The sequence below is a fragment of the Rhizobium sp. SU303 genome (assembly GCF_021052345.1).
Lineage (GTDB): Bacteria > Pseudomonadota > Alphaproteobacteria > Rhizobiales > Rhizobiaceae > Rhizobium > Rhizobium laguerreae.
In genome coordinates this window covers 761,704-781,739 of sequence record NZ_CP088095.1, presented here as the reverse complement: position 1 = coordinate 781,739, position 20,036 = coordinate 761,704, and the positions used below count along the sequence as shown (strand labels likewise).

The window sequence follows — 20,036 nt, the reverse complement described above, 5'->3', positions numbered from 1 at the left end:
GGTGTATGCTAGGCGACGGGATCCGTCACACGTGAGGATCGTCATGGTCGGTTCGCCAGCAACTGCCACCCTTATCCTCAACGACAAGGTTGTCGTCGACCTGGAAGGCGAGACGCTCCGTCTTGAGAACGGCGATGCAATCGCTCTCAGGCCGCAGGCCTTTGCGGTCCTTCGCCACCTCGTCCAGAACGCGAACAGGCTGGTCAGCAAGGCCGAGCTGCTTGAAGCCGTCTGGGGAGGCGTCGCCGTTACCGACGACAGTCTCGTTCAATGCATCCACGAGATCCGGCGAGCGCTCGGCGACGAGCGGTATGCGGTCTTGGCCACCGTCTCGCGGCGGGGCTACCGCCTGTCCCTGGAGCGTAGCGACGAGAGTGCGCTCGGGGGCCCTTCGATCGCCGTGCTGCCGTTCGCCACCATGCGCGGCGACGAGCCCAATGACTACTTTGCCGATGGCCTGGTCGAGGACATCATCACCAACCTCTCGAAGATCCCGGGTCTGTTCGTCATCGCACGCAATTCCTCCTTCGGCTTCAGGGGCGAGAAAGCCGATCTGCGCACAATTGCCGCCGAACTACGCGTTCGCTACCTGCTGCAGGGCAGCTTGCGGCAGTCCGGGGGGAGGCTGAGGATCAATGCCCAGCTTGTCGACGGCGCATCGGCCACTAATGTCTGGGCCGACAGGTTCGAGGGCGCGGCAACGGACGTGTTCGATCTCCAGGATCGATTGACTGAGCAGATCGTGGGCTCGATCGAACCGAGTGTTCGCCGTGCGGAGATCGAGCGTGCGCACCGCAAGCGGCCCGAAAGCCTGGACGCGTACGATCTCTACCTTCGGGCGCTGCCGCACGCCCACGCGAACACGCCCGTCGAGACGGACAAGGCCCTGCAATTGCTGGCGCGCTCGATCGAGCTTCAGCCCGACTATGTCGCTGCGCATGGCTATGCCGCATGGTGTTACGAGCAGCGCTACCTGCGCAACGGGTTGGATCCCGCAGACAAGGCGACCGCACTCAGCCACGCCGATATTGCGTTAGGCATCAACAGCGACGACCCGCAGGCGATGAGCATCGGCGCGTTCGTCCGCGCCAACCTCACCCGGGACTACGACGCCGCCGTCGAGGTGCTCGACCGGGCTCTCGCATTGAACAACAATTCGGCCCTGGCCTTTGGCTTCAGCGCTTTGGTCAGTGCCCACAGCGAGCGACACCAACGGGCGGTGGAACATGCGCACAAGGCGCTGCGGCTGAGCCCGCTCGACGATCCGCTGAGCTACCATCCCTACTGCGCACTCGCCCTGACCCACCTCTTTGCCGGCGCCTTCGCCGACGCAGCCAGATACGCCGCTCTGGCGGTCCGGGCAAATCCCGGCTTCAGCATCCCGTACGCCTATCTGGCGGTCAGCCACGTCGGCCTTGGCAATGTCGAAGCCGCGCACTCTGCGGCACGACGACTGATCGAGGTGGCGCCGAATTTCTCGGTCGGCGGCTACGTGCGAACGAACCTGTTTCAGCCGTACTTGATGGACGCGCTGGCAGCGGCCTTGCGAACGGCAGGGCTTCCCGAATGAGGCCGGCCAGCGGCGACCAAACCGCGCGTCAGATGCGGCGCTGTCACAAGCCGCCGGTCCCCAGATCATATCCGTTGGACGAATAGACCAGTCGAGCCGCGATGCGAACAACATCTGCGTCGTGAAACGTCCATGACGCATCCCCTGCCTTGGTCGGCGTCGAGGAATTCGCGGGCGACCATATCAGCAAACGATTTTCTAATTCGAAACAGGGTCGGGCAAAGATGCCGATCGGGGAAATATCGTCATTTGATCGGAGTCCGTTCGTTACATGCGGCAGGACCTCGCTCACAATTGCCGGCAGATTTGCGACCTGCCGCCCCCGGAACACAAAAGATGAATCGCGCTTTGTATTTCTCAGCTATCCTATCGACGCTGTCTTGCTGGAATGGCGCTACCGCCCACGACACCGAGTCGGGATGGATCTATCCACCCGCTTGCTGCCGAGGGGACAAAGAACGAGGCGATTGCCACGAAATTCCGAGTACCAGCGTGAGCACCGGTTCTGACGGTTTCAGAGTGCTGCTCAATCCGGGCGACCATCACCTCGTCACAAAGCAACACTTCTTCCGAATTCCGTATGGTGACACCATTCCGTCCGGAGACAGTCATTTTCACATTTGCTTGCACCCAACCGAAGACCACGCGAACTGCTTCTTTGCCCCTCCTTACGGATCTTGATTTGCGAGGCATAGGAGGCGCCGCCTGCGGGCGGGATGCTGACAGTCAGCTTATTGTTGGAGGCACCACAAAGCAGCCAGTAGGTTGGACGACCTCACGGTGCGCTCACCCATGCGCTCCGTCTTGACCCCCAAGCAGAGCGGTCCTACAAGACAGACCATGGCAACACACCTCTGATTGGCCGCGCCTTGCGGCCTTGAGCGAAGCGCAGTCCTGCACGACACCGCGGGGCGGCTTCCCCTTGCCAAGCCAAAATCAGAGATTTTCCAATGCCCACGCTCTACCTCACTTGCGGTCTTCCCGGTTCGGGGAAGACGTCGCTCGCCAAGATCATCGAACATGAAGCATCTGCCCTCCGTCTGACCGGAGACGACTGGATGCACAGGCTTTACCCCGGCATCTCCACGCCGGAAGCCGAAACCGGTCCGTGCCGAGGCAGAGTCGAGAGCCTGCAATGGCAGATCGCTCTGCGTGCCATCAGGCTCCAGTGCAACGTTGTCGTGGATTGGGGTGTGTGGTCACGGGCAGAACGCGACACCTGCCGGGAGGAAGCGCGCGCAGCTGGTGCCCGCGTCGTCCTCTGCTTCCTCGACGTTCCCTTTGATGCGCTTTGGGACCGGGTCTCCCGGCGAAACGCCGCGCTTCCTGCCGGCACGTTCGATATCTCGCGGGCGGACCTGCTCAGGTGGTCGAAGCTGTTCGAGCCGCCAACCGCCGAGGAGTTGGCGCTTTACGATCGGCAAACCCATCCAGCCATCACCGCCCTTAGATGAAACGCCACAGCGCTGGGGCTTTCAGCGCAGACCTGCCGCCAAAGAGCATTTCATTACTTGGGCGATCAACAATGGTGTTGCGCTCTGACCGAATCTGGACACGTGGTCGTCTCTTTGGGAACCCTGACATGGGGCTAAGCGACGGGCACCGACCCCGTCACTGCTTTTCCTCCCATTCTCAACACTTTCAGGGCGTCAGGTGAGTTGAGCGAGGATATCGTCGACGACACTTGGGACGGTACCCGTCGTGTCGATATTGATGCCGATGGGAAGATATTCCCGGGTATGATGGTAGCGGAGCACCAGCGCCCGCTCGGCCGGCTCGAAGCCCGGCTCATTTGGCCGCCCATCCAATCGTCGGTTCAAGGTCTCAACGTCTATATCGAGCACGAAAACCTTATCGAAAAGGTCCAGGAATTTGTGGAAATTGCGCGAGCCGCCACAGAAGAAGGTGGCAGGATGGGTGGTGTCGGCAGCAATAGCGCGGACCTTGTCGACAGGCCAGATCCAATGGGCGTATCCCCAAACGATGCGGTCCGCGCCTTCGGGTGGTCCTGCGAGTGCCTGGCCCGTCTCGGGGTCGCCGACATAGGCCAAGACCCGGTCACCATGAACGACATGGTAGCCCCGCCGCTCCAGTTCGGTAGCGACAGACGTTTTCCCAGTGCCGGAACCGCCTTCGATCAGATAGTTCTTGATTCCCATAGGCGCCGCTTATCATGGACTTCGATCTGGTGAAAAGACACTCTACCTGGGAACGCTTCGCCAACGAAATGACGGCGCGGTATCATAGCGGTGCAAGCTGACATTGCGACTTCCCCGGAAACCACTACTGTTTGGGCAGGCGACTGCTCAACGGAGTGTTCGATATGGATGAAGAAATTTCGGATCGTGTGATTGAACAACGGTTGCGAAATCGAGTGATCGACGCCATCGAAGTTCTCGCTCGGGGAAACGAAGGGCTCATTGAGGTCAATTACAATGAGTTCTTTTTAGCGTTTTACGACTGCTGGGATAATGGACGGTTGATCAGGTGGCCAAATAACGCGTTCACGGACGAGGAAGAACAGACCGTCAACGACCTGGGGGGAATGTTGGAGGGTATCACGACAGAAACACTGCACTTCCAAAGCGAGGCGGAATACATCCAATCAGGATGCGCTGAACGGATCAAACCAGTGGCGCAGCAAGCTCTGAAGTTGTTTCTGACGCGAGGCCGATTTAGCGAGGATTGCGAGGAGCTAACTCCAGCTCTCAATGCATCCCAAACATAAACCGAACTTCCGCTTTCACTCTCGTGAACTACATGGACAAAAAGCAAGTCTGCATTGATCGCTTCTGGCGCTTTGCGGTGACGTTTCGACCGCAAACCCGGCGGCGGGGCTGCTTCTGGTGGTTCATCTTCGAAAGTGGACGAAATGTTCCAATCCATGGTCACCCATTGACGTGAACAGGTTTCACCCCAATACGGTCAGGCCAGCCAGACGACAACAGGAGTGCAATTCGTGAGCGAACCAACCGTAGCAGATGCAACAAACCGCATTTATGAGTCGCTCCAGGCGGACAACGCCGACATCGACGTGCATATCGCGACGCTCAAGGCAGCGTTGACGCGGGCGGGTTTAAATGAGGCCGTATTCGACCCGGCTAAGCTCGTGCAGAATAACCGTTCCGGCAGGAAGCGAATGCAGGCCTACTTTCGCCAGCGCGGCGTCCTGGTGAAATTCTCAGCCTCGTGAAGCCTTCCAGACGGCTTCGCTACCCCCGCTGAATGGCGCGACAACGGTGCCAGAAATCGGGCGGCGCCGACCCCGTCACTGCTTTTCCTCCCAATATTTTTGCCAGAGGTCGAGCCTCAGCTTCAGCGGATCTGCTCCGAACGTCACGCCGTGATTGGTGAAGTCGATGACCCTGTGGACGAAGGGGTCGTGGTGAGGCCATTTTGGCCGTGAGCCTCCATTGGGGTCACCGCTCGTCGCAAATTGGACCCAGTAGGCACTCGCCAATGTGGCCATGGCCCAGTCGGCAGGCGTAACCTTGTCTTTCACCAGCGCGTCTGGAATGTTGAGCGTATAGGGAATTTCGAAGCCGTGCAGAGTGCCTTTCCATGCCGGATCGTTACGGAGGGCCTCGGCGACGTAGGAGAAACGATACCACCACGTCGGCTGACCAGCGCGGATCATCTCGTCAGCGAGGTGGCGAGACGGTTCGACAAGTGTTTTGTCGGCCAGAACCTGCTGCTTCAGCTCATCGAGCGTCTGTTGGCCGGTCGGATCGTAGAGGGAGCGGGCTTCGGCGGCATGGTTCCCGAACAGTGCGAAGAGATCGTCTTTCGTCGCGGCCTGACCGAGACCGAGATCTCGATTATTTGCCCCGACGATGACGGGAACCGGCGCCTGCCGGCCTGCCGCAAAAGCCGCTTCCGGCGTTTCGAGCAAAAACTTTCCGTCAATGATAGGGCCTGAGACGCCGATGACGGGCTTGCCGGTCGACATTCCCGCCAGCACGTCATGTGCCGATGCACCTTCGGTCAGCTTTTCCGCAGGCAGCGCCCGAAGGGCGGTGAGAGCGTCGGCATCGCTTCCATTGATACCCAGAGAAGCCGCATAGTCCAACGCGGTTTTCTCTGCCGCTGTCAAAGGTGATAAAGGCGTACTCTCAGCACGCGCGGTAGGCAGACCAGGCGACTGTAGAATCGCGCCGCGGAAAAGCCCCCGTGACAATGGCGATATCATGTGCGCCATCACCGAGCCGCCACCGGCCGACTCTCCGAATATGGTCACTTTCTTCGGATCGCCGCCGAAGGCTTCGATATTTTTCTGGACCCATTTCAGGGCTGCAAGCTGGTCCATGTAACCATAATTGCCAACGGGCTCGTCAGGGGATTCCTTCATGAGCGCCGGATGGGCAAAGTACCCCAATCGGCCTACACGGTAGTTCATGCTGACGAACACAACTCTCCGGGCGGCCAGCTGGTCACCGGGATATTGAAGGGTGTTTCCCTCGGCAAGAGCGCCGCCATAAATCCAAACCATCACCGGCAAGGGTGTCCGGGAACGTTTGGCGGGTGTCCAGACATTGAGGGTCAAACAATCTTCTGACTTCGGCAGATCACCGGCCTGCATGCAGGACGGACCGAAATTGCGGGCATCCTTGATACCGCTCCATGCCTCCATTGGTCTCGGATTGCGCCATCTCAGATCACCCACCGGCGGTGCCGCATAGGGTATGCCTTTGAAGCTGACGACCGTGCCCGACCTCTCACCCTTCAGCATTCCGCCGTCGATCGTCACGGTGTCTTCTGCCGCACCCAATGGTGGCGCCAACGTCAGTTGACACGATGCGACGGCCAAAAAGAGCAGGAACGTGCGACGGCCGTCCACAAACACTGCACTCTCCAGCGCCAATTGTGACAGTTTGGGAGCAAAATACTCCCATGGAGCGGCAACGAAAAGGGGCATGGCCTATCCCCTCGCCCGGTCTACTGGGTCCGAAGGGCGGGTCGAGACGAGTGGCTCTCGACCCCGGCAAGGCTAGGGCGAAGGGCGGCCCTCGGCATGAACCGGATAGCGCGGGAGCCCGGGCTTTCGCGGCTATTGCCTGGGGCGAACATCGATGATGTCGGTTCGACGCTCCTCGCCTTTGCGGGATCTTCTCCGTTGACCCGTCAGTTCGCCCTCGCCTAATCTCGGGTATGGACGAGCCAGAAATTCCACTTATCGGCGGCAAGGATTCGAACGTCGTGCGCATAGGCGAAACGGTGCGGCGTGGCGGACGTGCGTGGTCTCCCGCCGTTCTCGACCTGCTGCGGCACGTCGAGCGCCAGGGATATGATGGGGTCCCCTCGTGCGCTGGGCCTCGATGATCAGGGACGGGAAGTCCTCACCTATATCGAGGGTGAAGTCGGCAACGGCGAAGGCTTCCTTCCCGATAAAGGCGGTCGCTTCGACCTCCGTCTCCCGGATTATGTCTGGCGCGACAACGTCCTCGAGCGCTTGGGACAATGCTGCGATCCTACCACGATGCTGCAGCCAGCTTCTTATGGAGAGATCGCGAATGGCGACTTGAAGCCCGCCACCCCGTTGAAACGGTCTGCCACAATGACCTGACGCCGTGGAATACGGTCTTTCAAGCAGGGCTCCCCGTGGCCTTCATCGATTGGGACGCGGCAGCGCCGGGACCGCGCTCCTGGGACCTTGGCTTTGTTGCGTGGCGTTGGGTGCCGTTCTGGCGTGACGAGAAATGCGAGGCGCACGGCTTGCGAACGGGCGTCCGCGAGAAAGCCCGGCGCTTTCAATTGTTACTCGATGCCTACGGGATAGAGCCGGAGATCGGCATCATGCAGGCCGGCATCGAACGGGTTCGGCAAATGCAGCAGCATATGCGCAACCTTGCTGCAGCGGGCTCCGCATGGGAGATGGAATTAGCCAGCCGCGGTGTGCTTGACGAGGGGATGCTTGAGGTCGCCTGGATGGAAGAGCATGCGATGGACCTGATTCAGCGCCCGCGCGGATGAGCGTCAGGCCGAGTAGCGGCGTCCGGCGCAGGTATTCGGGTCGATCGGCACGGTTCTGGCGAAAACACATGCCCCACCCTCCGTCATCCCAGGCCTTGAGCCTGGGATCCATGGCCGTTGCTGATGGAGGCCGGCGTGGATCCTCGGGTCAAGCCCGAGGACGACGGAGGGTGGGGTGAGCTCTGCGGCAAGTACAGCGATGGCGGATGGGATGTACGCGAATTTCGCGTCCGTCGCCCCACTCCATCACCCACCCCTCGCCCCCGCAAAGCCGTCAGCCCCCGCCGCAGCCACAGCAACTGCTGCGGCGGCATCTGGCGCAGGTGGTCGTAGTCCATCACCGTGACGTTATAGACCATGCTGCGCACCTGCGGTCCATCCGGGCAGCGGAGCAGGATGCCCTGCAGGGCCATCATGCGGTTGCTGGCCTTGCGGGCGCGGTCGGCGAAGGTTTCGGTCTGCTCGCCTTCATGGCCTTTGACTGAGAACAGCGATTGCGCTCTCGGGCTCGGGGCGGGGATGCCTGTGGTCTTGTGGTAGCGGGCGATCGCCTCGGCATAGTCGTCGCCGGCCTGGCGCTGTTCGGCGGTGATCAAGCCGTCGAGGAACATGCGGCCGAGGGTGTAGCCGGCAAAGGGGCTTTTGACCGTCTCGTCGGCAACCGTGCGGCCGAAGCCGTGGATGCGCCTGCGGGCGGCGACCGCGACGCTGATATTATCCTTCTCGGTTTCGAAGGGCTTGATCTTGCCGCAGGGAAAACGCTCGACATTTTCCTTGCGCGGCCGGCCGGCGCCCTTGTTTGCCCGTCCTGTCTTCACCTTGGTGGCTTTGCCGCCCATGCTGATCGTCCTTCTATCGAATGATGCCGTTTCTGAGTGCCGCGGCGACCAGCGCCGTTTCCTTGAAGACGCCGAGCTTCATCTTGGCGTTGGCGATGTGCGTATTCACGGTGATCGGCGAGATGCCGAGAATGGTGCCGATCTCGCAGGCGGTCTTGCCCTCCGCCATCCAGCGGATCACTTCGGTTTCGCGTGGGGTGACGTGGCTCATGGCTCTGCAGGCCCATCGATGCTGGGCACCCGCGGCATCGTCACATGCGCGCCCGACAGGGTCACCCGCGTCACGCGGTCGGGGTGGCGGATCGGCTGGACGGGCGGGCCTGCCTTGGGATGCGGATGCCAGGTGTCCTGCCTCGAGGGGAACCTGTCGCGGTTGCGGTGCGCCATGTTGATGACGGTGTTCTTCTTCGAGCCGAACAGGTTGGCGATTTCTCTGGCCGACAGCCCTTCCTTCCAGAGCTTTTCCGCCTTGGCGATCTTGTCTTCCGTCCAAAAGGTGATGGTCACTTGGTGGCCTCCTGTGCGTCGCGCGCGGCGCGGGCAATGATCGGGTTGTCGGGAAACATGCGGGCGAGTTCCCGCTTGGCGTTGTGGCTGCCATTGGCCGCATCGCGCAGCAGCTGCATCTTGTAAGCCGGCACTTTCGGCCGTGGCATCTCGGGCTCGGCTTCCAGGCGCGGCCGGCGCTCAGCCTCGATCGCCGCCTGCTGATGGCGGCACTCTTCGGCAAAGCTTGCCGAGCTCGGGGCAAAGGCGCGGTTATGGTCCCTGACCTGGCCGGAGATGAAGCGTTTGGCGGCCCGCCAGACCGCCTCTGCCGGCAGGCCCTCGACGGCAACGAGATAGGCGCGGATCTGCATGTCGGGATCAGTGCCTGCGGATGCCGGGAAGCCAGAAAGCATCCCCGAAATGATCTTCACCAGAGGGGAAATCTCGTGCGGCATCCACTGCTGTCCTTCTCATGCTGCTGTTGATCGACCCGGCCTCCCTCGCCTTCTCCTTGAGGTACCAGTCGCATTTGATCGCCTGCCAGCCGCGGAAGATCTGCATCTCGGCGGCGCCGACCGGATCGCCGGTCATCAGATATTCCCTGGCCTGCATCCGCGCGGCGTAAGCTGTCAGCGGCTTCTTCAGCGTGCGCTTGCGATGCTCGATGATCGCTGCCGCCAGCTCTTCGCCCAGCACCGGGCGGAGGATCTCCATGATCTCCTCACTCACCATGTCCTTACCCATGCGATGTCCCTTTCCCGCTTGAGATGGCCTCTTCAAATCCGCAGCCCGCCGGCAAAATTGACTGGGGCACCGGGCCTGGCGGTGCGGCGGGGAAACCGCCTGATCTCTGAGCCGGCATGGTCCTGCTGGGCGGTGTCGCCCTTTTCCGCGCTTCGAAGCCGGTGGATCTCGGTTTCTACCGACGGCACCGACCTCCCGAGGAGGGCCGCGATCTCGATGTAGTCCCGGCCGCTGCGGAAGAGCTCGAGCGCGTTCATGTGCGTGCTGTGCTGCGCTGGCGCGGCCTCGGCCTGGATGCTCATCGCTTGATCCTTCTTTCCGATTTCGAACGCGCTCGCCGTTCCCGCCGAAGCGGGTGGCTCGTCCCGTGCTTGATTCAAATTCATCGATGACGACCGGAGCCGGCTCTTGCGCGAGCAAAGGCTCCGGTCGTCTGCCAGGCCGCCGCCTGGGTCGGGCACGACACAGTCGCGCCGGTGGGCACGACACAGTCGCGCCCGGGGATGCTGGCGTCGCCGAGGGAGGGCGACGACGCCAGCCACCGATAGCCGTCAGGGAGGGGCTGGGCTATCGGGGTCGGAGATCGGCAGAGCGCCGGGCGGGATCATCGTTTCCCGCATGTCTTCCGGGCTGGTCGACCGACCGCAATTCTCGCAGTGGCGCTCGATCACTTCAGCGATCGACAGCGCCTTGCCGCAGTTCGGGCAGCCGGTGTAGCGGGCGGCAGTCAGGGCGGAGATGGTCATATCGATTCCACCTCCCGGTTGGCGTTCAGCACCTGCTGCAGCGCCTTGGCGAGGAAGGGGATATCCTCGTTGCGAACTGATATCACCGACATCCGCCCTCCCCTTGGCCCTTGCGGCCGGTGAATGACGACGCCGGTCGGCATGACGTCCATGGCGAGCCGCTCTTCGGCTGATATGGTGAACCTCATGGCGCCGTCTCCGCAGCCAGAAAAGCTTTGTGGTTGTTGATGATGTCTCTGTTTGCCATGGCGATTAGGGTATAATTAATACCCGTAATGTCAAGCACATTAGGGCATGACATGTACCTTAATTTAGGGTATTTTTTATATCATGTTGAAAGATCAGGAACAATTTGAGCGCGAAGAACGCGCAAAGCGCCTCGTCATGGCCCGGAAGAATGCGGGCTTTGCCGGCCCGAAGGCGATCGTCGATCAGTTCGGCTGGAATGCGAATGTCTACAAGGCGCATGAATCCGGCCGCAACGGCTTCGGCATTGCCGATGCGAAGAAGTATGCCCGCGCTTTCAAGGTCAATCTCAACTGGCTGCAGTTCGGAACCGGCAATGCGCTCGATCCGGATGAGCTGCCCGCCTCCGTCGCCGATGTGCCGAAAATCTCCTGGGTCAGCGCCGGCCAGCTGAGCGAGCAGGCGCCGATCACCGATTTTTCGGAATTCCCGACGGTCGCCGCCCTCGATCTGCCCGATGGCGAATGGATCGCGCTCGAGGTCGAGGGCAATTCGATGAACAAGATCTCGCCGCCGGGCTCGATCATCTTCGTCAATCTGCGCGACAAGCGCCTGGCGCCGAACGCGCTCTATGTCGTCGCCGACGAAACCGGGGCCGCAACCTACAAGCGCTATCGCCCGAACGACGACCCGCCCTTCCAGCCGGCCTCCTACGAGGACGTGCCGCCGCCGGAATTCCAGGGCGCCGTCACCATCGTCGGCCGCGTCCGCCGATCGATCATCGAGATGTAGGGATGAGAGCGCAAGGCTCGGAAATAATGCCGCGAATCAATTACATTTCAACAGGGAAAACAGGATGATACGCCCTTCCTCACGCGCTGGCCGAATCTGGTTCTATATCGTCACACTAGCGGTGTTGCTCCTGGCGTACAGCGCCGCGCGCGAGATGTACGGCCTGTAGGATTTCGCTCCTGAGCTCGCCGATCCCCAGCCGGGATCAGGAGGGGTATCGGGAGGATTCATCCTCTGAAACCACAAATTGCGGAAGCTCGGGATGCCGTTCGCGCACCACTCTCGACACCGCCACCAGGATGGAACGGATGGCTGCGGGGAACATGTCCTTCGGCAGCGTCTCCTCCCATGGATCGTAAATTCGGTGATCCCAGGCCCGCCTCGATCACCTCGTCGGTGATTTCGATTTCGTTGCGCATGGCCGGCCTCCTTTTTCTCTTAGCTTCATACTCCAATTTCAGTTCTCTATCCTCTCTCTTAGGCTTGGGAGGAGAAGGTTCCTGAAGGCTGGTGAGGGAGGGTTCCGGCCAAAGCTTCCCCCTACCCCATGAGCAAAGCCCATGAAGCCGGGAGAGCATTGGCCAAGTCCTGAAGGCCGGAGCCGGGATGGGACACGTGCCAGAGGGGCCATTCGCTTCGCCCTCGTCCTGATTTTCTGACAGCGCACTTAAGGACTTTCGCTTCCCGCGCCGCTGGGCTTCGTCAGCTCGGGAGTTGCACCCGGTCGCCCAATCACTGGCGACAGACATACGCCTATGATTCGTACCCCGTCAATCTCTGAGGTATTTTTTATACCTTTCACAGTTGACGCAATCGGGTATTATTAATACCTTTCTCTCATAAGCCGATCAGAGGCGCGAGAGGACAAGGCGATGCAGCACATTCGCAAAATCGAGACCGAGGAAAGCAGGCGGGATGCCCGCTGGAATGGCGCGCAGACGATCGGCGACTGCCGCGCCTATATGGCGATCGAGGCCCAGCGCATGGGCGCGCTCGGCTTCGCGTTCCTCCGCCGCCCCGAACATTCGATCCGCGGCCCGTCCTGGCTTCGCGGGGCGGCGGCTTCCGTCGAGGAGCATTACCGTTATGCCCGCGAGATCATGGGCATTGCCAATAACGATCAATTCTACGCCTGAGGGGAACGGAGATGTCTGCCGCCAATCCCGCACCAGAGCCATCGACCGCGAGCCCTTCCCTTCCTGCCGCCCGGCGGGCCGGAGCAACCGAAAAGACCCGCGCCAACGCCCGCTTCACGGCCGGAGCGCCCGATCTGATGAAGGCGCTGGTGGAGGCCGAACGCTTTTTCGATGGCAGCGACGATCACGGCTGCCCGCTTCACCAGAAGATCCTGGCCGCCATCGACACGGTGAAAGGCGGTGCAGCGTGAGCGATTGCCTGATCAAAGCCTTTTCCGGCTGCGCCTGCCCGCCCGGCGAATGCGCAGAAAAGCCCGTCACCCCGGCGCCGGTAACTTTCATCTCGTGGCGAACCCAGGCCATCGCCTGCCTCACTTTCGGCTTCCTCGCGGCGATCGTCTCGGCCGCCTGGATGGAGACGCAGTTCAAAACCCGGGATCTGCGATACCAGGAGCGCGTGTCATGGAAGTGAGCCCGGGCTGTTGCCAACACCGCCGGTCAGGAACTGAACTTGATGTCGCTGGCCTTCGCCGCAGTAATGAATGCCCGCCGCACCTGCTCCGGCCCGGCCGCATCATTGAACACATCAAGCACAAGCCGTTCGGCCACCTTGGCCGCCGGCGTCTGCTCGGGCCAGTCATTCAGCAAAGTGTTGCCGGCCTGCACGACATTGTAGACGGTTCTGGTCTTCCCATTGATGGTGATCTTCACCGGCTTGAACCTTCGTCGCCTGCTCATGGCGCCGCCCCCTCACACTGGACACGCGACTCAACGAATCACTGCGGGACTCGTTCCGGTTGAGATGATTCTTCGTTCGCCAGCCGGGCGCCGAGCCCGATGTCCTCCGCCTGCATGACAGAGCCCGGCTCGGATGCGTGCGAGGATGCGGCAGATGAAGCCCGAACCGGGAGGCAACACAATGGACCTTCAGAGTCTCGTCGCCGCGCATATGCCAAACCGCCGCCGCCCGACGCAAATGGGTGCTTCGGTCGAGGACCGATACTACCGAAATCAGATCACCCTGCCGCGCCTGAGGCTTCGGCTCCTCGGGCTGATCGCAACCACCGCCGGCGCAGCGCTGCTTCTGGCCGGCGTCATCCAGGCATGAGGTGCCGCCATGCTCCGACAGAGCGATCATGCTATGCTGCGATCCGTTGTCACGGGGGACCGCGAGATGGACGACGGCGAGGCTGATCGGGCGGCGATCATGGCAGTGATCCGCGCCGAAACCGAGGCCTGGCTGCAGCGAGACTTCGAGGCGCTGGCAAGCCACTGGGTGCAGTCGCCGCAGACCCGGCGGATGGAATACTTCGCCTCGCTCGGCGTCCGGGTCGACGAAGGCTGGGACCCGATCGCCACGCGAATCAAGAAGATCGTCGAGCGATTCCCGGAGAAACACGCCTTTTCGGAGCGCGTCCGCTGGGAAAAGGTCAACATCGTCGTCGACGGCAACATGGCCTGGATGACCTTCGATCAGATCGGCAGCGACACCGGCGAGGATCGCAAGCGCCAGCTCCGGATCCTCCACCGGATCGACGGCGCCTGGAAGATCGGCTGCATGGTGATGATGGAGAGCAGCGTCGAGGAGGCGAGCTGCCCGCTGATCGAGGTCGACGCGGATGCGAGGATTCTCTGGACGAACCGGTTGGCGCGGGAACGGATGCATGGCCATCCCGGGCTGGTCGCCGCCGCCGGCCGCCTGCGTGCCAGGCAGCGCGAACGCGACCCTGCGCTGCGCGAGGCGGTGCGGCTGGCGTTCCGCGAGCTGCAGAGCCAGCGACCGCTGAACATCGCGCCGAAGCAGGCCTGGTCGGTGGTGCTCGGCGAGGACGCGGCGGGGATTCCGCTCCACTGCTGGGTTCTGCTCGAGGACGGCAAGGCGCTGGTCTCCTTCGACGACGCCGAGACGCTGGTGCGCCGGATCGCGAGCGCGCGGGAGGTCTTCGGCCTCTCGCCGGCGCAGACCCGGCTCGCGCGCCTGATCGTCGATGGCCATGACCTTGCCGCCGCCGCCGGTCTGCTCGGGGTCAGTGTCAACACGTTGCGCACCCAGCTACGGCGCATCTTCGACAAAACCGGCGTCCGCAGCCAGGTAGCATTGGTCCGGGCGCTGTTGAGCGCCGGGGCTCCGAGCCAATAGCCTCAAGCGCCGGCGTCTCGGCCGCGCTACGATTGCTACGCGTCGGCTCAATGATGTCCCGCCCCGATATTCATCTGAGGCACTCATTGCTGGCTAGCTAGGCCGGAGCTTTCCGCGTCCATCTGACCCGACCGGGGGCCAAGGCGCTCCGTCAAGTTCTGGAGGAGCCTATCCCGGGCGGAGTTCTGAACGAGATCGATGGCAAGGGTCAGGGCGCGGCGGCCTTCGTTGCTATCGATCTCACAGTGGTTCTTTGTACACCACTGCCCAACCGCAGTGATGACGACTTCGATGTCTTGATCGGACAATGTAATGAGGGACTGAAGCATTTCGATGCCTCCAAAATCCGAGAGCGCCTACGGTCCGCCAAGGGATGAAACCGATCGCTAAAGCGTGTCGCAATCTTTCAGATTCGCTCCTTGCGCTTTAGGTCTTTGTTTTTACGCATGTCGTTATCGCAAAACCGCAGCACACTTTTGCGCGACATGCTTTAGTGATGAGCAGTGGACGTCGCTGCGTTGACCTGCAGCGAATAGGGGCTATCAAACCTCGTGATCAGCAGCGTAGCCTGTTCCTCCGGCGTCCTGTGCCCTTGGCTATAAAGATCGGCAGCCGCGCTGCAGAGCAATTGCGTTGCTCGTTCCGTCGGCGTGACGCGATTATGCCGGTACCAGGTCCGAATAGCCTCCGTAAGCACGTTCACGTCTTTCGTCCGGAGCGAGAGATTGAAATCGATCATATCATCCTCCTACGTCACGCCGCTCCGGGTTAATCTTGAATTTAAGCTCGTGCTAAAATTTAATCCATTGGCTCCTCGCCGCCAACTATCAGTGCGGTTGCGCACAGTGGCCGTAAGGGCATCGGCAGCGATGACGAAAGCCATGCCCAAGGCTGTTGATTTGAACCCTGCTGAACGGCAAAATAAGCGACTTATCCTGCTGGGCTTTGAAGGATTTCGAATGCCACGCTTCTACTTCAACATTCTGTCTGAAGCAGGATCGCTCGACGACTGGGAAGGAACCGAGCTTGCTGATCTGGATGCCGCTCGCATGGAAGCGGTGTGTGATGCTCGCGCATTGATGAGCAGTGCCGTGCTGCTTGGATATGACATTGCGTCAAGAAGCGTCGAGATCAGAAACGAAACAGGCGATATCCTGCTCGTGTTGCCCTTTTCGGAAGCGATTAACCGAATGGGCTGATCTACCTGGCGCGGAGCGGAAGACCCAGCAGCTTTTCATATTCGCGCTCCGGCACTCCATAGCAGCCACCGGCAATTTCGATCAATTTTTCCCTGTCCATTATTCGCACGTTTCCGCGGGTCGATCGGATCGCGTGGACGCCCTCAAGGACGTGCAGTTCATTGGTGACGCCGGAACGCCGGACGCCGAGCATCAACGCCAGAAATTCATGGGTAATGGCCAGGTTGTTGCCTTCAAGGCGATCGTGGCACATCAGGATCCACCGAGCCAGCCGTTCGTGCATATTATAGCGGGCGTTGGCGAGCGCCGAATAGGCGAGTTGCAGCACGGTTGTGTGAACATAGCGAAGGAAGAACGCTTTCATCTCAGGATCATCGGCGAGTGCGCGCTGAAACGTCTCCATCGGCACCATAATTCCCGACCCTGCGACTTGCATGAAGGTGCGCGTGGGGGTGGTCTCTACCGCCAGGACGACATGCATGCCGGATGCGCCTTCGCGCCCGATATGGCCAATTTCCACCACCTCTTCGTCTATGCTGCTGACAACCATGGATGCCAGGCCTCTTTCCAAGAAGCAGACATGCGTGGTTGGGACGTCGCTGGCAACAAGAACGTGCCGTAATGGCAGGTCGACACGCTCCATCCCTTCTGAGAGGCGTGCGAAGCGGTCCGTGCTCAATATTTTCAGCAGAGTGTTTTCGACAGTCGATTGGTCGATGTCAGCCATAGCGGCTCCGCATAGGAGCTTGGATGTCAAACCAAACGCCTGTGAGTTGGTGAAAAACTAAGGGACGGTCGTTGGTTTGACCATAGGTCCCAAGGAACTGTGCGTTTATGACAAAACCGCACATAAGCCGCTGAAATTGTTGACAACCAGCGACGAGAAATCGGTAACGATCTTTCGATACCTGCCAAAGACCTTAGCACATTTTGCCTCGGCATGCGCGCGCGTTGCGAAAGGACGAGCGATTGCCAATATAGATATCTGCCTTTTGTGGATCGTTGATATAAGTCGCAATCAATCTCGCCAGCCAAGCCGGCGGCAATGCGCTTCGGCGGTCAGGACGGCCGCCTTTCGGTCAGCATAAGGACCTGGCAGATAGACCGTGACTCCGCGGAAACTGACGATCACCGCCTTTGTCGCGCTATCGAAGACGATAGCCATATCAGGCTCGTAAGCCATTTGTTTTCCTGACGGCGCTCACTCCATCGAGATGTGCTCTTATTCGAATGAAACAAGGTGCCGTCAGCCATCCTTCCGGCGCGGGGCGCTTGGTGCGGAACCGCACGGGAACTTTTCCGACTATCTATGGGTTAGGTCACAAGGATCGCACAGGTGCCCCCTCTTGTGACGGGGCCGTACGCCAACTCTTTCTTCCTGTGCGATCCGTCCGTTCCCATTTGCCCCGTTTCGGCGGGGCTCCTTTTTGATACGCGGCGCGCAACGCCCGAGGACGGTCAGGGACGCGGGCAGGGTTTGGCGATGATGTCACACGCACGTTCTGCGCCACACGGAGCCGGTACGCCGCTCCCCGTTCAGCCACGCCGCTGGTTATAACTTTTCTGCAGAAAAATTATAACCAAGAAAGCATGGCATTGCGAGGCGTGGGAACGCGGCCAGTCGTGGCGTGAGGCAATTGCACGCGGACTGTCGTTCCTGCGACCGGACCGCCGTATACAGCTCATGTCCGTTCTCACCGAAGGCATGGAGGAAATTGGCGAGGACGCCGTCCGTTACTGGGTTCAAATTGGCCATGACGGCGTCGGGGGAACTTCATGATGAAGACACTGAGAGGGCAGCCTGAACTGGCGGCCAATGCCAATGGCGCCGTCCCGCCGCGCTCAGTTAGCCGGAGCGCTCGTCAACCCAGTGATGTGCCACGTCGACCGTCGTTTAATACCAGCGTCCCCGGCCGTACCAGCCGCCGCCGCCTAGTAAAAGAAGTATCACAACGATGATGAGAAGGGTTGTGAGATCCATGTGCGTTCTCCTGGGAGTACCATCACCATCTCGTTTGCGCCTGACGGGCGTTGCTCATAGTGGGACTCCCTCGCGTACAACGGCGCTGGCCGGGGTTAGTTCCATTCCATGGCCCTACCCGGCCGTCGCCGACCTGGGTGGATAGACCGGCGCGGCGGCAAATTTTTCACGTCCGCAAAATTCGCAATTTGGAGTGTGGCGCCATGGCAGCGAGTCAATGCCCGCCCGCCAGCGCGCTGACGGCGACGACGTAGGATAAGGCAATCATGAGACAGACGAGTTGGAGCAAGGTCACGGTCCAGCCTTTCGTTGGTGGACCTCCCGCATATTCAGACTTTTGCGGCTGGTCATGTCCGCAAAAGCCCGGACTTATGTAGCAAATGCCACAAGACTCCAAGTCAACCAGGGCGTGAACTCATAAAAACGCAGCGATAATCGGATGAAGGCGACGGGGTCCGCTCGCCAGTGGTTGCATCTCCTGATAAGATCAGCATCACAAGCCCCGATCTGGAGGCCTCGCATGCCCTGCAGCAGCGCGCTCGCTCCGTTCGTCATCGCCGCTCTCGTGGCCCTCGGTCCGCTGCCGGCTAGAGCGCAGAACAATGCTGCGCCACCGCCGGCGGCAATCTCCCACAAGGCCAAGCTTTGCCAGATGTGTCACGGTAGGAAAGGTCTGCCGACTGTTAAGAACACGCCGATCATCGCCGGCCAGCACGAGTCCTCTTTGCTGATAGCTTTGCAGGAATATCGCAATGGAGCGCGCACCGACGACCTCATGGGCCGGATCGCGAAGAATCTTTCGACGACGACATGAAGGCGCTTGCGGCCTACTTCTCCGCACTGCCCTGGCCCGCCTACCGCGAGCCGGCCGACGCAGCGAGCATTACCCGCTTCCATGCGCTCGACGTCGAGAAGAAGTGCACCTCGTGCCACCGGGAGGGTTTCGTCGGATACGCCAACACTCCGCGCGTCGCAAATCAGAAGCTGGACTACCTGATCAAAATCCTCTCCGACTTTCACGATAACAAGCGCCCGAACATGCCCCGCATGACGGCCTTGGTGCGCAATTTGCCGGCCGACGACATCGCTGCCATGGCTCACTATCTTGCCGGCCTCTGAAGATCAGTTCGCGTCGGCGATCCACCGAATAGGGCCGCCGAAATAGAGTTCCGCGGCGGAGCCAGCATTTTGCTCTCTTGAGCCGGTGAGGACAAGCAATAAGTCGCCTGCTTAACAACCGCTCTGATTGCACTGCGTGACCTTTGTGGCAATTGCTACATAGGTCCGAAAAAGCCTGCTGACTTCCCTGGAGACGCTGGAGAAGACCTATGTCATCACCACCCGGATCACCAAGCCAATGTTGGCGCGGCATTCACTACGGGTAGAGCTGGTTGCAAGAGATGATCAATCGTTGCCGGGCAAAAATCGGCATAGCAGCGACACAAACGAAAAACCCCGCCGGAGCGGGGTTTCTAGCTGGTCGGAGTGGAGTGATTCGAACACTCGACCCCCACGTCCCGAACGTGGTGCGCTACCAGACTGCGCTACACTCCGTGACCAGCGGCGCTTCTATAGAACAGCCTATCTGGTTGCACAAGCACCAAATTCTAAAAAGCCGGCGGAAATTTTGACGGGGTTGTGACAGGTTTGGGGTCATGCGGCTGCAGCAAAAAGCCACACCTCTCGCAAATCGAACGGAAGTCTCTCAGGAGCAATTTTCTTTTGCCAGGTTCCGCGCTAAAGGGCAGACGGGACAGGCGAAACCGCTGCGACGGCGGCTTCGCAGCCAATGCGCTTGAGATCAGGGACGACACGATGAATTTCCGCACCATGACCGCGGCCGGGCTTGCAATTGCGCTTGCCGGATGCACGACCATTCCTTCCGCCGGCAATCCGATCGAGGCCCGCTGGGTCGGCAAATCGGCCGGCATCTTCTTTGCCGCCTACGGGCCGCCGATCAGCGACAGCGAGCAAGGCTCGAGCACCGTCTATACCTGGCGCGGCGGCTACAAGACCGTGCGCATTCCGGCGAAATATGCCGAAGGCGCCGATGGCAAGCGCGGCAAGCAGATCGCATCGGCCCGCACCGCCTATCTGCGCTGCCAGGCCGAAATCACCACCAACTCCGATTACACGATCCGCGACATCCGCACCGTCGCCGACATCCCCGGCGTCAACGGCCCGTCCTATTGCGCAGAGTTCCTGGCGCCCGAACAGAAGTAACGGACGGTTTGTCCGCAATGC

Annotated in this window: 31 protein-coding genes, 1 tRNA gene and 1 pseudogene; 16 read left to right on the top strand and 17 right to left on the bottom strand. The window is 60.7% G+C overall.

Annotation, left to right across the window (positions count from 1 at the left end; genetic code table 11):
- The first annotated feature begins 43 nt into the window (after window positions 1-43).
- Both RlegSU303_RS03825 and RlegSU303_RS03815 read left to right on the top strand, forming a co-directional pair.
- On the top strand, window positions 44-1,570 hold the full coding sequence (locus tag RlegSU303_RS03825; RefSeq protein ID WP_131720313.1) for a winged helix-turn-helix domain-containing tetratricopeptide repeat protein: 1,527 nt from the start codon (window positions 44-46) through the stop codon (window positions 1,568-1,570).
- 950 nt (window positions 1,571-2,520) lie between these two features.
- Window positions 2,521-3,024 (top strand): AAA family ATPase, encoded by a 504-nt coding sequence (locus RlegSU303_RS03815; RefSeq protein ID WP_131720314.1) that lies wholly within the window; start codon window positions 2,521-2,523, stop codon window positions 3,022-3,024.
- 195 nt (window positions 3,025-3,219) lie between these two features.
- Here RlegSU303_RS03815 and RlegSU303_RS03810 read toward each other — a convergent pair whose 3' ends face one another.
- On the bottom strand, window positions 3,220-3,729 hold the full coding sequence (locus tag RlegSU303_RS03810) for a nucleoside kinase (protein ID WP_131720315.1): 510 nt from the start codon (window positions 3,727-3,729) through the stop codon (window positions 3,220-3,222).
- 164 nt (window positions 3,730-3,893) lie between these two features.
- On the opposite strand from RlegSU303_RS03810, the gene RlegSU303_RS03805 reads away from it, so the two are divergent.
- Together RlegSU303_RS03805 and RlegSU303_RS03800 are read left to right on the top strand one after the other, a co-directional pair.
- Complete coding sequence (locus RlegSU303_RS03805; RefSeq protein ID WP_131623503.1) at window positions 3,894-4,298, top strand: hypothetical protein; 405 nt, start codon at window positions 3,894-3,896, stop codon at window positions 4,296-4,298.
- A 231-nt stretch (window positions 4,299-4,529) separates the two neighbouring features.
- Complete coding sequence (locus tag RlegSU303_RS03800; RefSeq protein WP_131645294.1) at window positions 4,530-4,763, top strand: hypothetical protein; 234 nt, start codon at window positions 4,530-4,532, stop codon at window positions 4,761-4,763.
- Window positions 4,764-4,838: 75 nt separating this feature from the next.
- On the opposite strand, the gene RlegSU303_RS03795 is transcribed toward RlegSU303_RS03800, so the two are convergent.
- Window positions 4,839-6,413, bottom strand: coding sequence for a carboxylesterase/lipase family protein (locus tag RlegSU303_RS03795; RefSeq protein ID WP_131720320.1), 1,575 nt, complete (start codon window positions 6,411-6,413; stop codon window positions 4,839-4,841).
- 378 nt (window positions 6,414-6,791) lie between these two features.
- On the opposite strand from RlegSU303_RS03795, the gene RlegSU303_RS03790 reads away from it, so the two are divergent.
- Entirely contained in the window at window positions 6,792-7,133 is a 342-nt protein-coding gene (locus RlegSU303_RS03790) for a hypothetical protein (RefSeq protein ID WP_231283856.1), read from the top strand.
- Entirely contained in the window at window positions 7,028-7,540 is a 513-nt protein-coding gene (locus RlegSU303_RS03785; RefSeq protein WP_231283472.1) for a phosphotransferase, read from the top strand. Before RlegSU303_RS03790 ends, RlegSU303_RS03785 begins: the two co-directional genes overlap by 106 nt.
- A gap of 260 nt (window positions 7,541-7,800) precedes the next feature.
- Here the strand turns inward: RlegSU303_RS03785 and RlegSU303_RS03780 are convergent.
- The 8 genes and pseudogenes from RlegSU303_RS03780 to RlegSU303_RS03745 all read right to left on the bottom strand — a co-directional run.
- A pseudogene (locus RlegSU303_RS03780) lies at window positions 7,801-8,379 on the bottom strand (hypothetical protein); the annotation flags it as partial.
- Window positions 8,380-8,392: 13 nt separating this feature from the next.
- Window positions 8,393-8,590: a response regulator transcription factor gene (locus tag RlegSU303_RS03775; RefSeq protein WP_094086521.1), complete on the bottom strand. Its 198-nt coding sequence runs from the start codon at window positions 8,588-8,590 to the stop codon at window positions 8,393-8,395.
- A complete protein-coding gene (locus RlegSU303_RS03770) occupies window positions 8,587-8,886 on the bottom strand; it encodes a GcrA family cell cycle regulator (RefSeq protein ID WP_131720408.1) in 300 nt (99 codons plus the stop codon). Before RlegSU303_RS03770 ends, RlegSU303_RS03775 begins: the two co-directional genes overlap by 4 nt.
- The gene (locus RlegSU303_RS03765; protein WP_094086522.1) at window positions 8,883-9,281 is read right to left on the bottom strand and encodes a hypothetical protein; all 399 of its coding nucleotides are present in this window, start codon (window positions 9,279-9,281) and stop codon (window positions 8,883-8,885) included. The genes RlegSU303_RS03770 and RlegSU303_RS03765 overlap by 4 nt, the downstream gene beginning before the upstream one ends.
- Window positions 9,247-9,612 (bottom strand): hypothetical protein, encoded by a 366-nt coding sequence (locus RlegSU303_RS03760; RefSeq protein ID WP_026158561.1) that lies wholly within the window; start codon window positions 9,610-9,612, stop codon window positions 9,247-9,249. The genes RlegSU303_RS03765 and RlegSU303_RS03760 overlap by 35 nt, the downstream gene beginning before the upstream one ends.
- A 32-nt stretch (window positions 9,613-9,644) precedes the next feature.
- Window positions 9,645-9,914: a sigma-70 family RNA polymerase sigma factor gene (locus tag RlegSU303_RS03755; RefSeq protein WP_131720407.1), complete on the bottom strand. Its 270-nt coding sequence runs from the start codon at window positions 9,912-9,914 to the stop codon at window positions 9,645-9,647.
- A gap of 249 nt (window positions 9,915-10,163) precedes the next feature.
- Complete coding sequence (locus tag RlegSU303_RS03750; protein WP_131720406.1) at window positions 10,164-10,358, bottom strand: hypothetical protein; 195 nt, start codon at window positions 10,356-10,358, stop codon at window positions 10,164-10,166.
- A complete protein-coding gene (locus tag RlegSU303_RS03745; protein ID WP_131624359.1) occupies window positions 10,355-10,546 on the bottom strand; it encodes a hypothetical protein in 192 nt (63 codons plus the stop codon). Before RlegSU303_RS03745 ends, RlegSU303_RS03750 begins: the two co-directional genes overlap by 4 nt.
- 142 nt (window positions 10,547-10,688) lie before the next feature.
- Here RlegSU303_RS03745 and RlegSU303_RS03740 point away from each other — a divergent pair, with 142 nt between their 5' ends.
- A complete protein-coding gene (locus tag RlegSU303_RS03740; protein ID WP_131624361.1) occupies window positions 10,689-11,336 on the top strand; it encodes a S24 family peptidase in 648 nt (215 codons plus the stop codon).
- Window positions 11,337-11,563: 227 nt separating this feature from the next.
- On the opposite strand, the gene RlegSU303_RS03735 is transcribed toward RlegSU303_RS03740, so the two are convergent.
- Window positions 11,564-11,755 (bottom strand): hypothetical protein, encoded by a 192-nt coding sequence (locus RlegSU303_RS03735; RefSeq protein ID WP_231283471.1) that lies wholly within the window; start codon window positions 11,753-11,755, stop codon window positions 11,564-11,566.
- 453 nt (window positions 11,756-12,208) lie between these two features.
- On the opposite strand from RlegSU303_RS03735, the gene RlegSU303_RS03730 reads away from it, so the two are divergent.
- The 3 genes from RlegSU303_RS03730 to RlegSU303_RS03720 are packed head-to-tail and all read left to right on the top strand — an operon-like array spanning window position 12,209 to window position 12,944.
- Window positions 12,209-12,472 carry a hypothetical protein gene (locus RlegSU303_RS03730; protein WP_029872768.1) on the top strand — a complete coding sequence of 88 codons (264 nt, stop codon included), beginning with the start codon at window positions 12,209-12,211 and terminating at the stop codon, window positions 12,470-12,472.
- Window positions 12,473-12,483: 11 nt separating this feature from the next.
- Window positions 12,484-12,723: a hypothetical protein gene (locus tag RlegSU303_RS03725; protein WP_131720405.1), complete on the top strand. Its 240-nt coding sequence runs from the start codon at window positions 12,484-12,486 to the stop codon at window positions 12,721-12,723.
- Entirely contained in the window at window positions 12,720-12,944 is a 225-nt protein-coding gene (locus RlegSU303_RS03720) for a hypothetical protein (RefSeq protein WP_131720404.1), read from the top strand. Before RlegSU303_RS03725 ends, RlegSU303_RS03720 begins: the two co-directional genes overlap by 4 nt.
- Before the next feature lie 26 nt (window positions 12,945-12,970).
- Here RlegSU303_RS03720 and RlegSU303_RS03715 read toward each other — a convergent pair whose 3' ends face one another.
- On the bottom strand, window positions 12,971-13,210 hold the full coding sequence (locus tag RlegSU303_RS03715; protein WP_130666756.1) for a DUF982 domain-containing protein: 240 nt from the start codon (window positions 13,208-13,210) through the stop codon (window positions 12,971-12,973).
- 181 nt (window positions 13,211-13,391) lie between these two features.
- Between RlegSU303_RS03715 and RlegSU303_RS03710 the strand changes: the two genes are divergently transcribed.
- Both RlegSU303_RS03710 and RlegSU303_RS03705 read left to right on the top strand, forming a co-directional pair.
- Window positions 13,392-13,580, top strand: coding sequence for a hypothetical protein (locus tag RlegSU303_RS03710; RefSeq protein ID WP_131720403.1), 189 nt, complete (start codon window positions 13,392-13,394; stop codon window positions 13,578-13,580).
- Window positions 13,581-13,589: 9 nt separating this feature from the next.
- The gene (locus RlegSU303_RS03705) at window positions 13,590-14,612 is read left to right on the top strand and encodes a LuxR family transcriptional regulator (RefSeq protein ID WP_131720402.1); all 1,023 of its coding nucleotides are present in this window, start codon (window positions 13,590-13,592) and stop codon (window positions 14,610-14,612) included.
- A gap of 83 nt (window positions 14,613-14,695) precedes the next feature.
- On the opposite strand, the gene RlegSU303_RS03700 is transcribed toward RlegSU303_RS03705, so the two are convergent.
- Window positions 14,696-14,941: a hypothetical protein gene (locus RlegSU303_RS03700; protein WP_131710347.1), complete on the bottom strand. Its 246-nt coding sequence runs from the start codon at window positions 14,939-14,941 to the stop codon at window positions 14,696-14,698.
- 161 nt (window positions 14,942-15,102) lie between these two features.
- Window positions 15,103-15,351: a hypothetical protein gene (locus RlegSU303_RS03695; protein ID WP_231283470.1), complete on the bottom strand. Its 249-nt coding sequence runs from the start codon at window positions 15,349-15,351 to the stop codon at window positions 15,103-15,105.
- Between RlegSU303_RS03695 and RlegSU303_RS03690 the strand changes: the two genes are divergently transcribed.
- On the top strand, window positions 15,338-15,811 hold the full coding sequence (locus RlegSU303_RS03690; RefSeq protein WP_231283469.1) for a DUF6894 family protein: 474 nt from the start codon (window positions 15,338-15,340) through the stop codon (window positions 15,809-15,811). The two genes, RlegSU303_RS03695 and RlegSU303_RS03690, sit on opposite strands and share 14 nt — an antisense overlap.
- 1 nt (window position 15,812) lies before the next feature.
- On the opposite strand, the gene RlegSU303_RS03685 is transcribed toward RlegSU303_RS03690, so the two are convergent.
- Together RlegSU303_RS03685 and RlegSU303_RS03680 are read right to left on the bottom strand one after the other, a co-directional pair.
- A complete protein-coding gene (locus RlegSU303_RS03685) occupies window positions 15,813-16,538 on the bottom strand; it encodes a Crp/Fnr family transcriptional regulator (protein ID WP_131720400.1) in 726 nt (241 codons plus the stop codon).
- Between the two features lie 291 nt (window positions 16,539-16,829).
- On the bottom strand, window positions 16,830-16,994 hold the full coding sequence (locus tag RlegSU303_RS03680) for a hypothetical protein (protein ID WP_017959352.1): 165 nt from the start codon (window positions 16,992-16,994) through the stop codon (window positions 16,830-16,832).
- Between the two features lie 1,318 nt (window positions 16,995-18,312).
- Between RlegSU303_RS03680 and RlegSU303_RS03675 the strand changes: the two genes are divergently transcribed.
- Window positions 18,313-18,606 carry a c-type cytochrome gene (locus tag RlegSU303_RS03675; protein ID WP_231283468.1) on the top strand — a complete coding sequence of 98 codons (294 nt, stop codon included), beginning with the start codon at window positions 18,313-18,315 and terminating at the stop codon, window positions 18,604-18,606.
- Window positions 18,603-18,911 (top strand): c-type cytochrome, encoded by a 309-nt coding sequence (locus RlegSU303_RS03670; protein WP_231283467.1) that lies wholly within the window; start codon window positions 18,603-18,605, stop codon window positions 18,909-18,911. The genes RlegSU303_RS03675 and RlegSU303_RS03670 overlap by 4 nt, the downstream gene beginning before the upstream one ends.
- Window positions 18,912-19,269: 358 nt before the next feature.
- On the opposite strand, the gene RlegSU303_RS03665 is transcribed toward RlegSU303_RS03670, so the two are convergent.
- Window positions 19,270-19,346: transfer RNA gene (locus tag RlegSU303_RS03665), tRNA-Pro, on the bottom strand.
- A gap of 261 nt (window positions 19,347-19,607) precedes the next feature.
- Here RlegSU303_RS03665 and RlegSU303_RS03660 point away from each other — a divergent pair.
- On the top strand, window positions 19,608-20,015 hold the full coding sequence (locus RlegSU303_RS03660) for a hypothetical protein (protein WP_131713945.1): 408 nt from the start codon (window positions 19,608-19,610) through the stop codon (window positions 20,013-20,015).
- Window positions 20,016-20,036 lie beyond the last annotated feature (21 nt).

Excerpts from the sequence above, each read along its gene's own strand:
- RlegSU303_RS03705 (WP_131720402.1), top strand. The coding sequence starts at position 13,590 with ATGCTCCGACAGAGCGATCATGCTATGCTGCGATCCGTTGTCACGGGG.
- RlegSU303_RS03740 (WP_131624361.1), top strand. The coding sequence starts at position 10,689 with ATGTTGAAAGATCAGGAACAATTTGAGCGCGAAGAACGCGCAAAGCGC.
- RlegSU303_RS03760 (WP_026158561.1), bottom strand. The coding sequence starts at position 9,612 with ATGGGTAAGGACATGGTGAGTGAGGAGATCATGGAGATCCTCCGCCCG.
- RlegSU303_RS03660 (WP_131713945.1), top strand. The coding sequence starts at position 19,608 with ATGAATTTCCGCACCATGACCGCGGCCGGGCTTGCAATTGCGCTTGCC.
- RlegSU303_RS03685 (WP_131720400.1), bottom strand. The coding sequence starts at position 16,538 with ATGGCTGACATCGACCAATCGACTGTCGAAAACACTCTGCTGAAAATA.
- RlegSU303_RS03670 (WP_231283467.1), top strand. The coding sequence starts at position 18,603 with ATGAAGGCGCTTGCGGCCTACTTCTCCGCACTGCCCTGGCCCGCCTAC.
- RlegSU303_RS03750 (WP_131720406.1), bottom strand. The coding sequence starts at position 10,358 with ATGACCATCTCCGCCCTGACTGCCGCCCGCTACACCGGCTGCCCGAAC.
- RlegSU303_RS03785 (WP_231283472.1), top strand. The coding sequence starts at position 7,028 with ATGCTGCGATCCTACCACGATGCTGCAGCCAGCTTCTTATGGAGAGAT.
- RlegSU303_RS03815 (WP_131720314.1), top strand. The coding sequence starts at position 2,521 with ATGCCCACGCTCTACCTCACTTGCGGTCTTCCCGGTTCGGGGAAGACG.
- RlegSU303_RS03735 (WP_231283471.1), bottom strand. The coding sequence starts at position 11,755 with ATGCGCAACGAAATCGAAATCACCGACGAGGTGATCGAGGCGGGCCTG.
- RlegSU303_RS03725 (WP_131720405.1), top strand. The coding sequence starts at position 12,484 with ATGTCTGCCGCCAATCCCGCACCAGAGCCATCGACCGCGAGCCCTTCC.
- RlegSU303_RS03810 (WP_131720315.1), bottom strand. The coding sequence starts at position 3,729 with ATGGGAATCAAGAACTATCTGATCGAAGGCGGTTCCGGCACTGGGAAA.
- RlegSU303_RS03775 (WP_094086521.1), bottom strand. The coding sequence starts at position 8,590 with ATGAGCCACGTCACCCCACGCGAAACCGAAGTGATCCGCTGGATGGCG.
- RlegSU303_RS03715 (WP_130666756.1), bottom strand. The coding sequence starts at position 13,210 with ATGAGCAGGCGACGAAGGTTCAAGCCGGTGAAGATCACCATCAATGGG.
- RlegSU303_RS03745 (WP_131624359.1), bottom strand. The coding sequence starts at position 10,546 with ATGAGGTTCACCATATCAGCCGAAGAGCGGCTCGCCATGGACGTCATG.
- RlegSU303_RS03680 (WP_017959352.1), bottom strand. The coding sequence starts at position 16,994 with ATGGCTTACGAGCCTGATATGGCTATCGTCTTCGATAGCGCGACAAAG.
- RlegSU303_RS03755 (WP_131720407.1), bottom strand. The coding sequence starts at position 9,914 with ATGAGCATCCAGGCCGAGGCCGCGCCAGCGCAGCACAGCACGCACATG.
- RlegSU303_RS03805 (WP_131623503.1), top strand. The coding sequence starts at position 3,894 with ATGGATGAAGAAATTTCGGATCGTGTGATTGAACAACGGTTGCGAAAT.
- RlegSU303_RS03825 (WP_131720313.1), top strand. The coding sequence starts at position 44 with ATGGTCGGTTCGCCAGCAACTGCCACCCTTATCCTCAACGACAAGGTT.
- RlegSU303_RS03730 (WP_029872768.1), top strand. The coding sequence starts at position 12,209 with ATGCAGCACATTCGCAAAATCGAGACCGAGGAAAGCAGGCGGGATGCC.
- RlegSU303_RS03675 (WP_231283468.1), top strand. The coding sequence starts at position 18,313 with ATGCCCTGCAGCAGCGCGCTCGCTCCGTTCGTCATCGCCGCTCTCGTG.
- RlegSU303_RS03695 (WP_231283470.1), bottom strand. The coding sequence starts at position 15,351 with ATGATCGATTTCAATCTCTCGCTCCGGACGAAAGACGTGAACGTGCTT.
- RlegSU303_RS03700 (WP_131710347.1), bottom strand. The coding sequence starts at position 14,941 with ATGCTTCAGTCCCTCATTACATTGTCCGATCAAGACATCGAAGTCGTC.
- RlegSU303_RS03710 (WP_131720403.1), top strand. The coding sequence starts at position 13,392 with ATGGACCTTCAGAGTCTCGTCGCCGCGCATATGCCAAACCGCCGCCGC.
- RlegSU303_RS03765 (WP_094086522.1), bottom strand. The coding sequence starts at position 9,281 with ATGCTTTCTGGCTTCCCGGCATCCGCAGGCACTGATCCCGACATGCAG.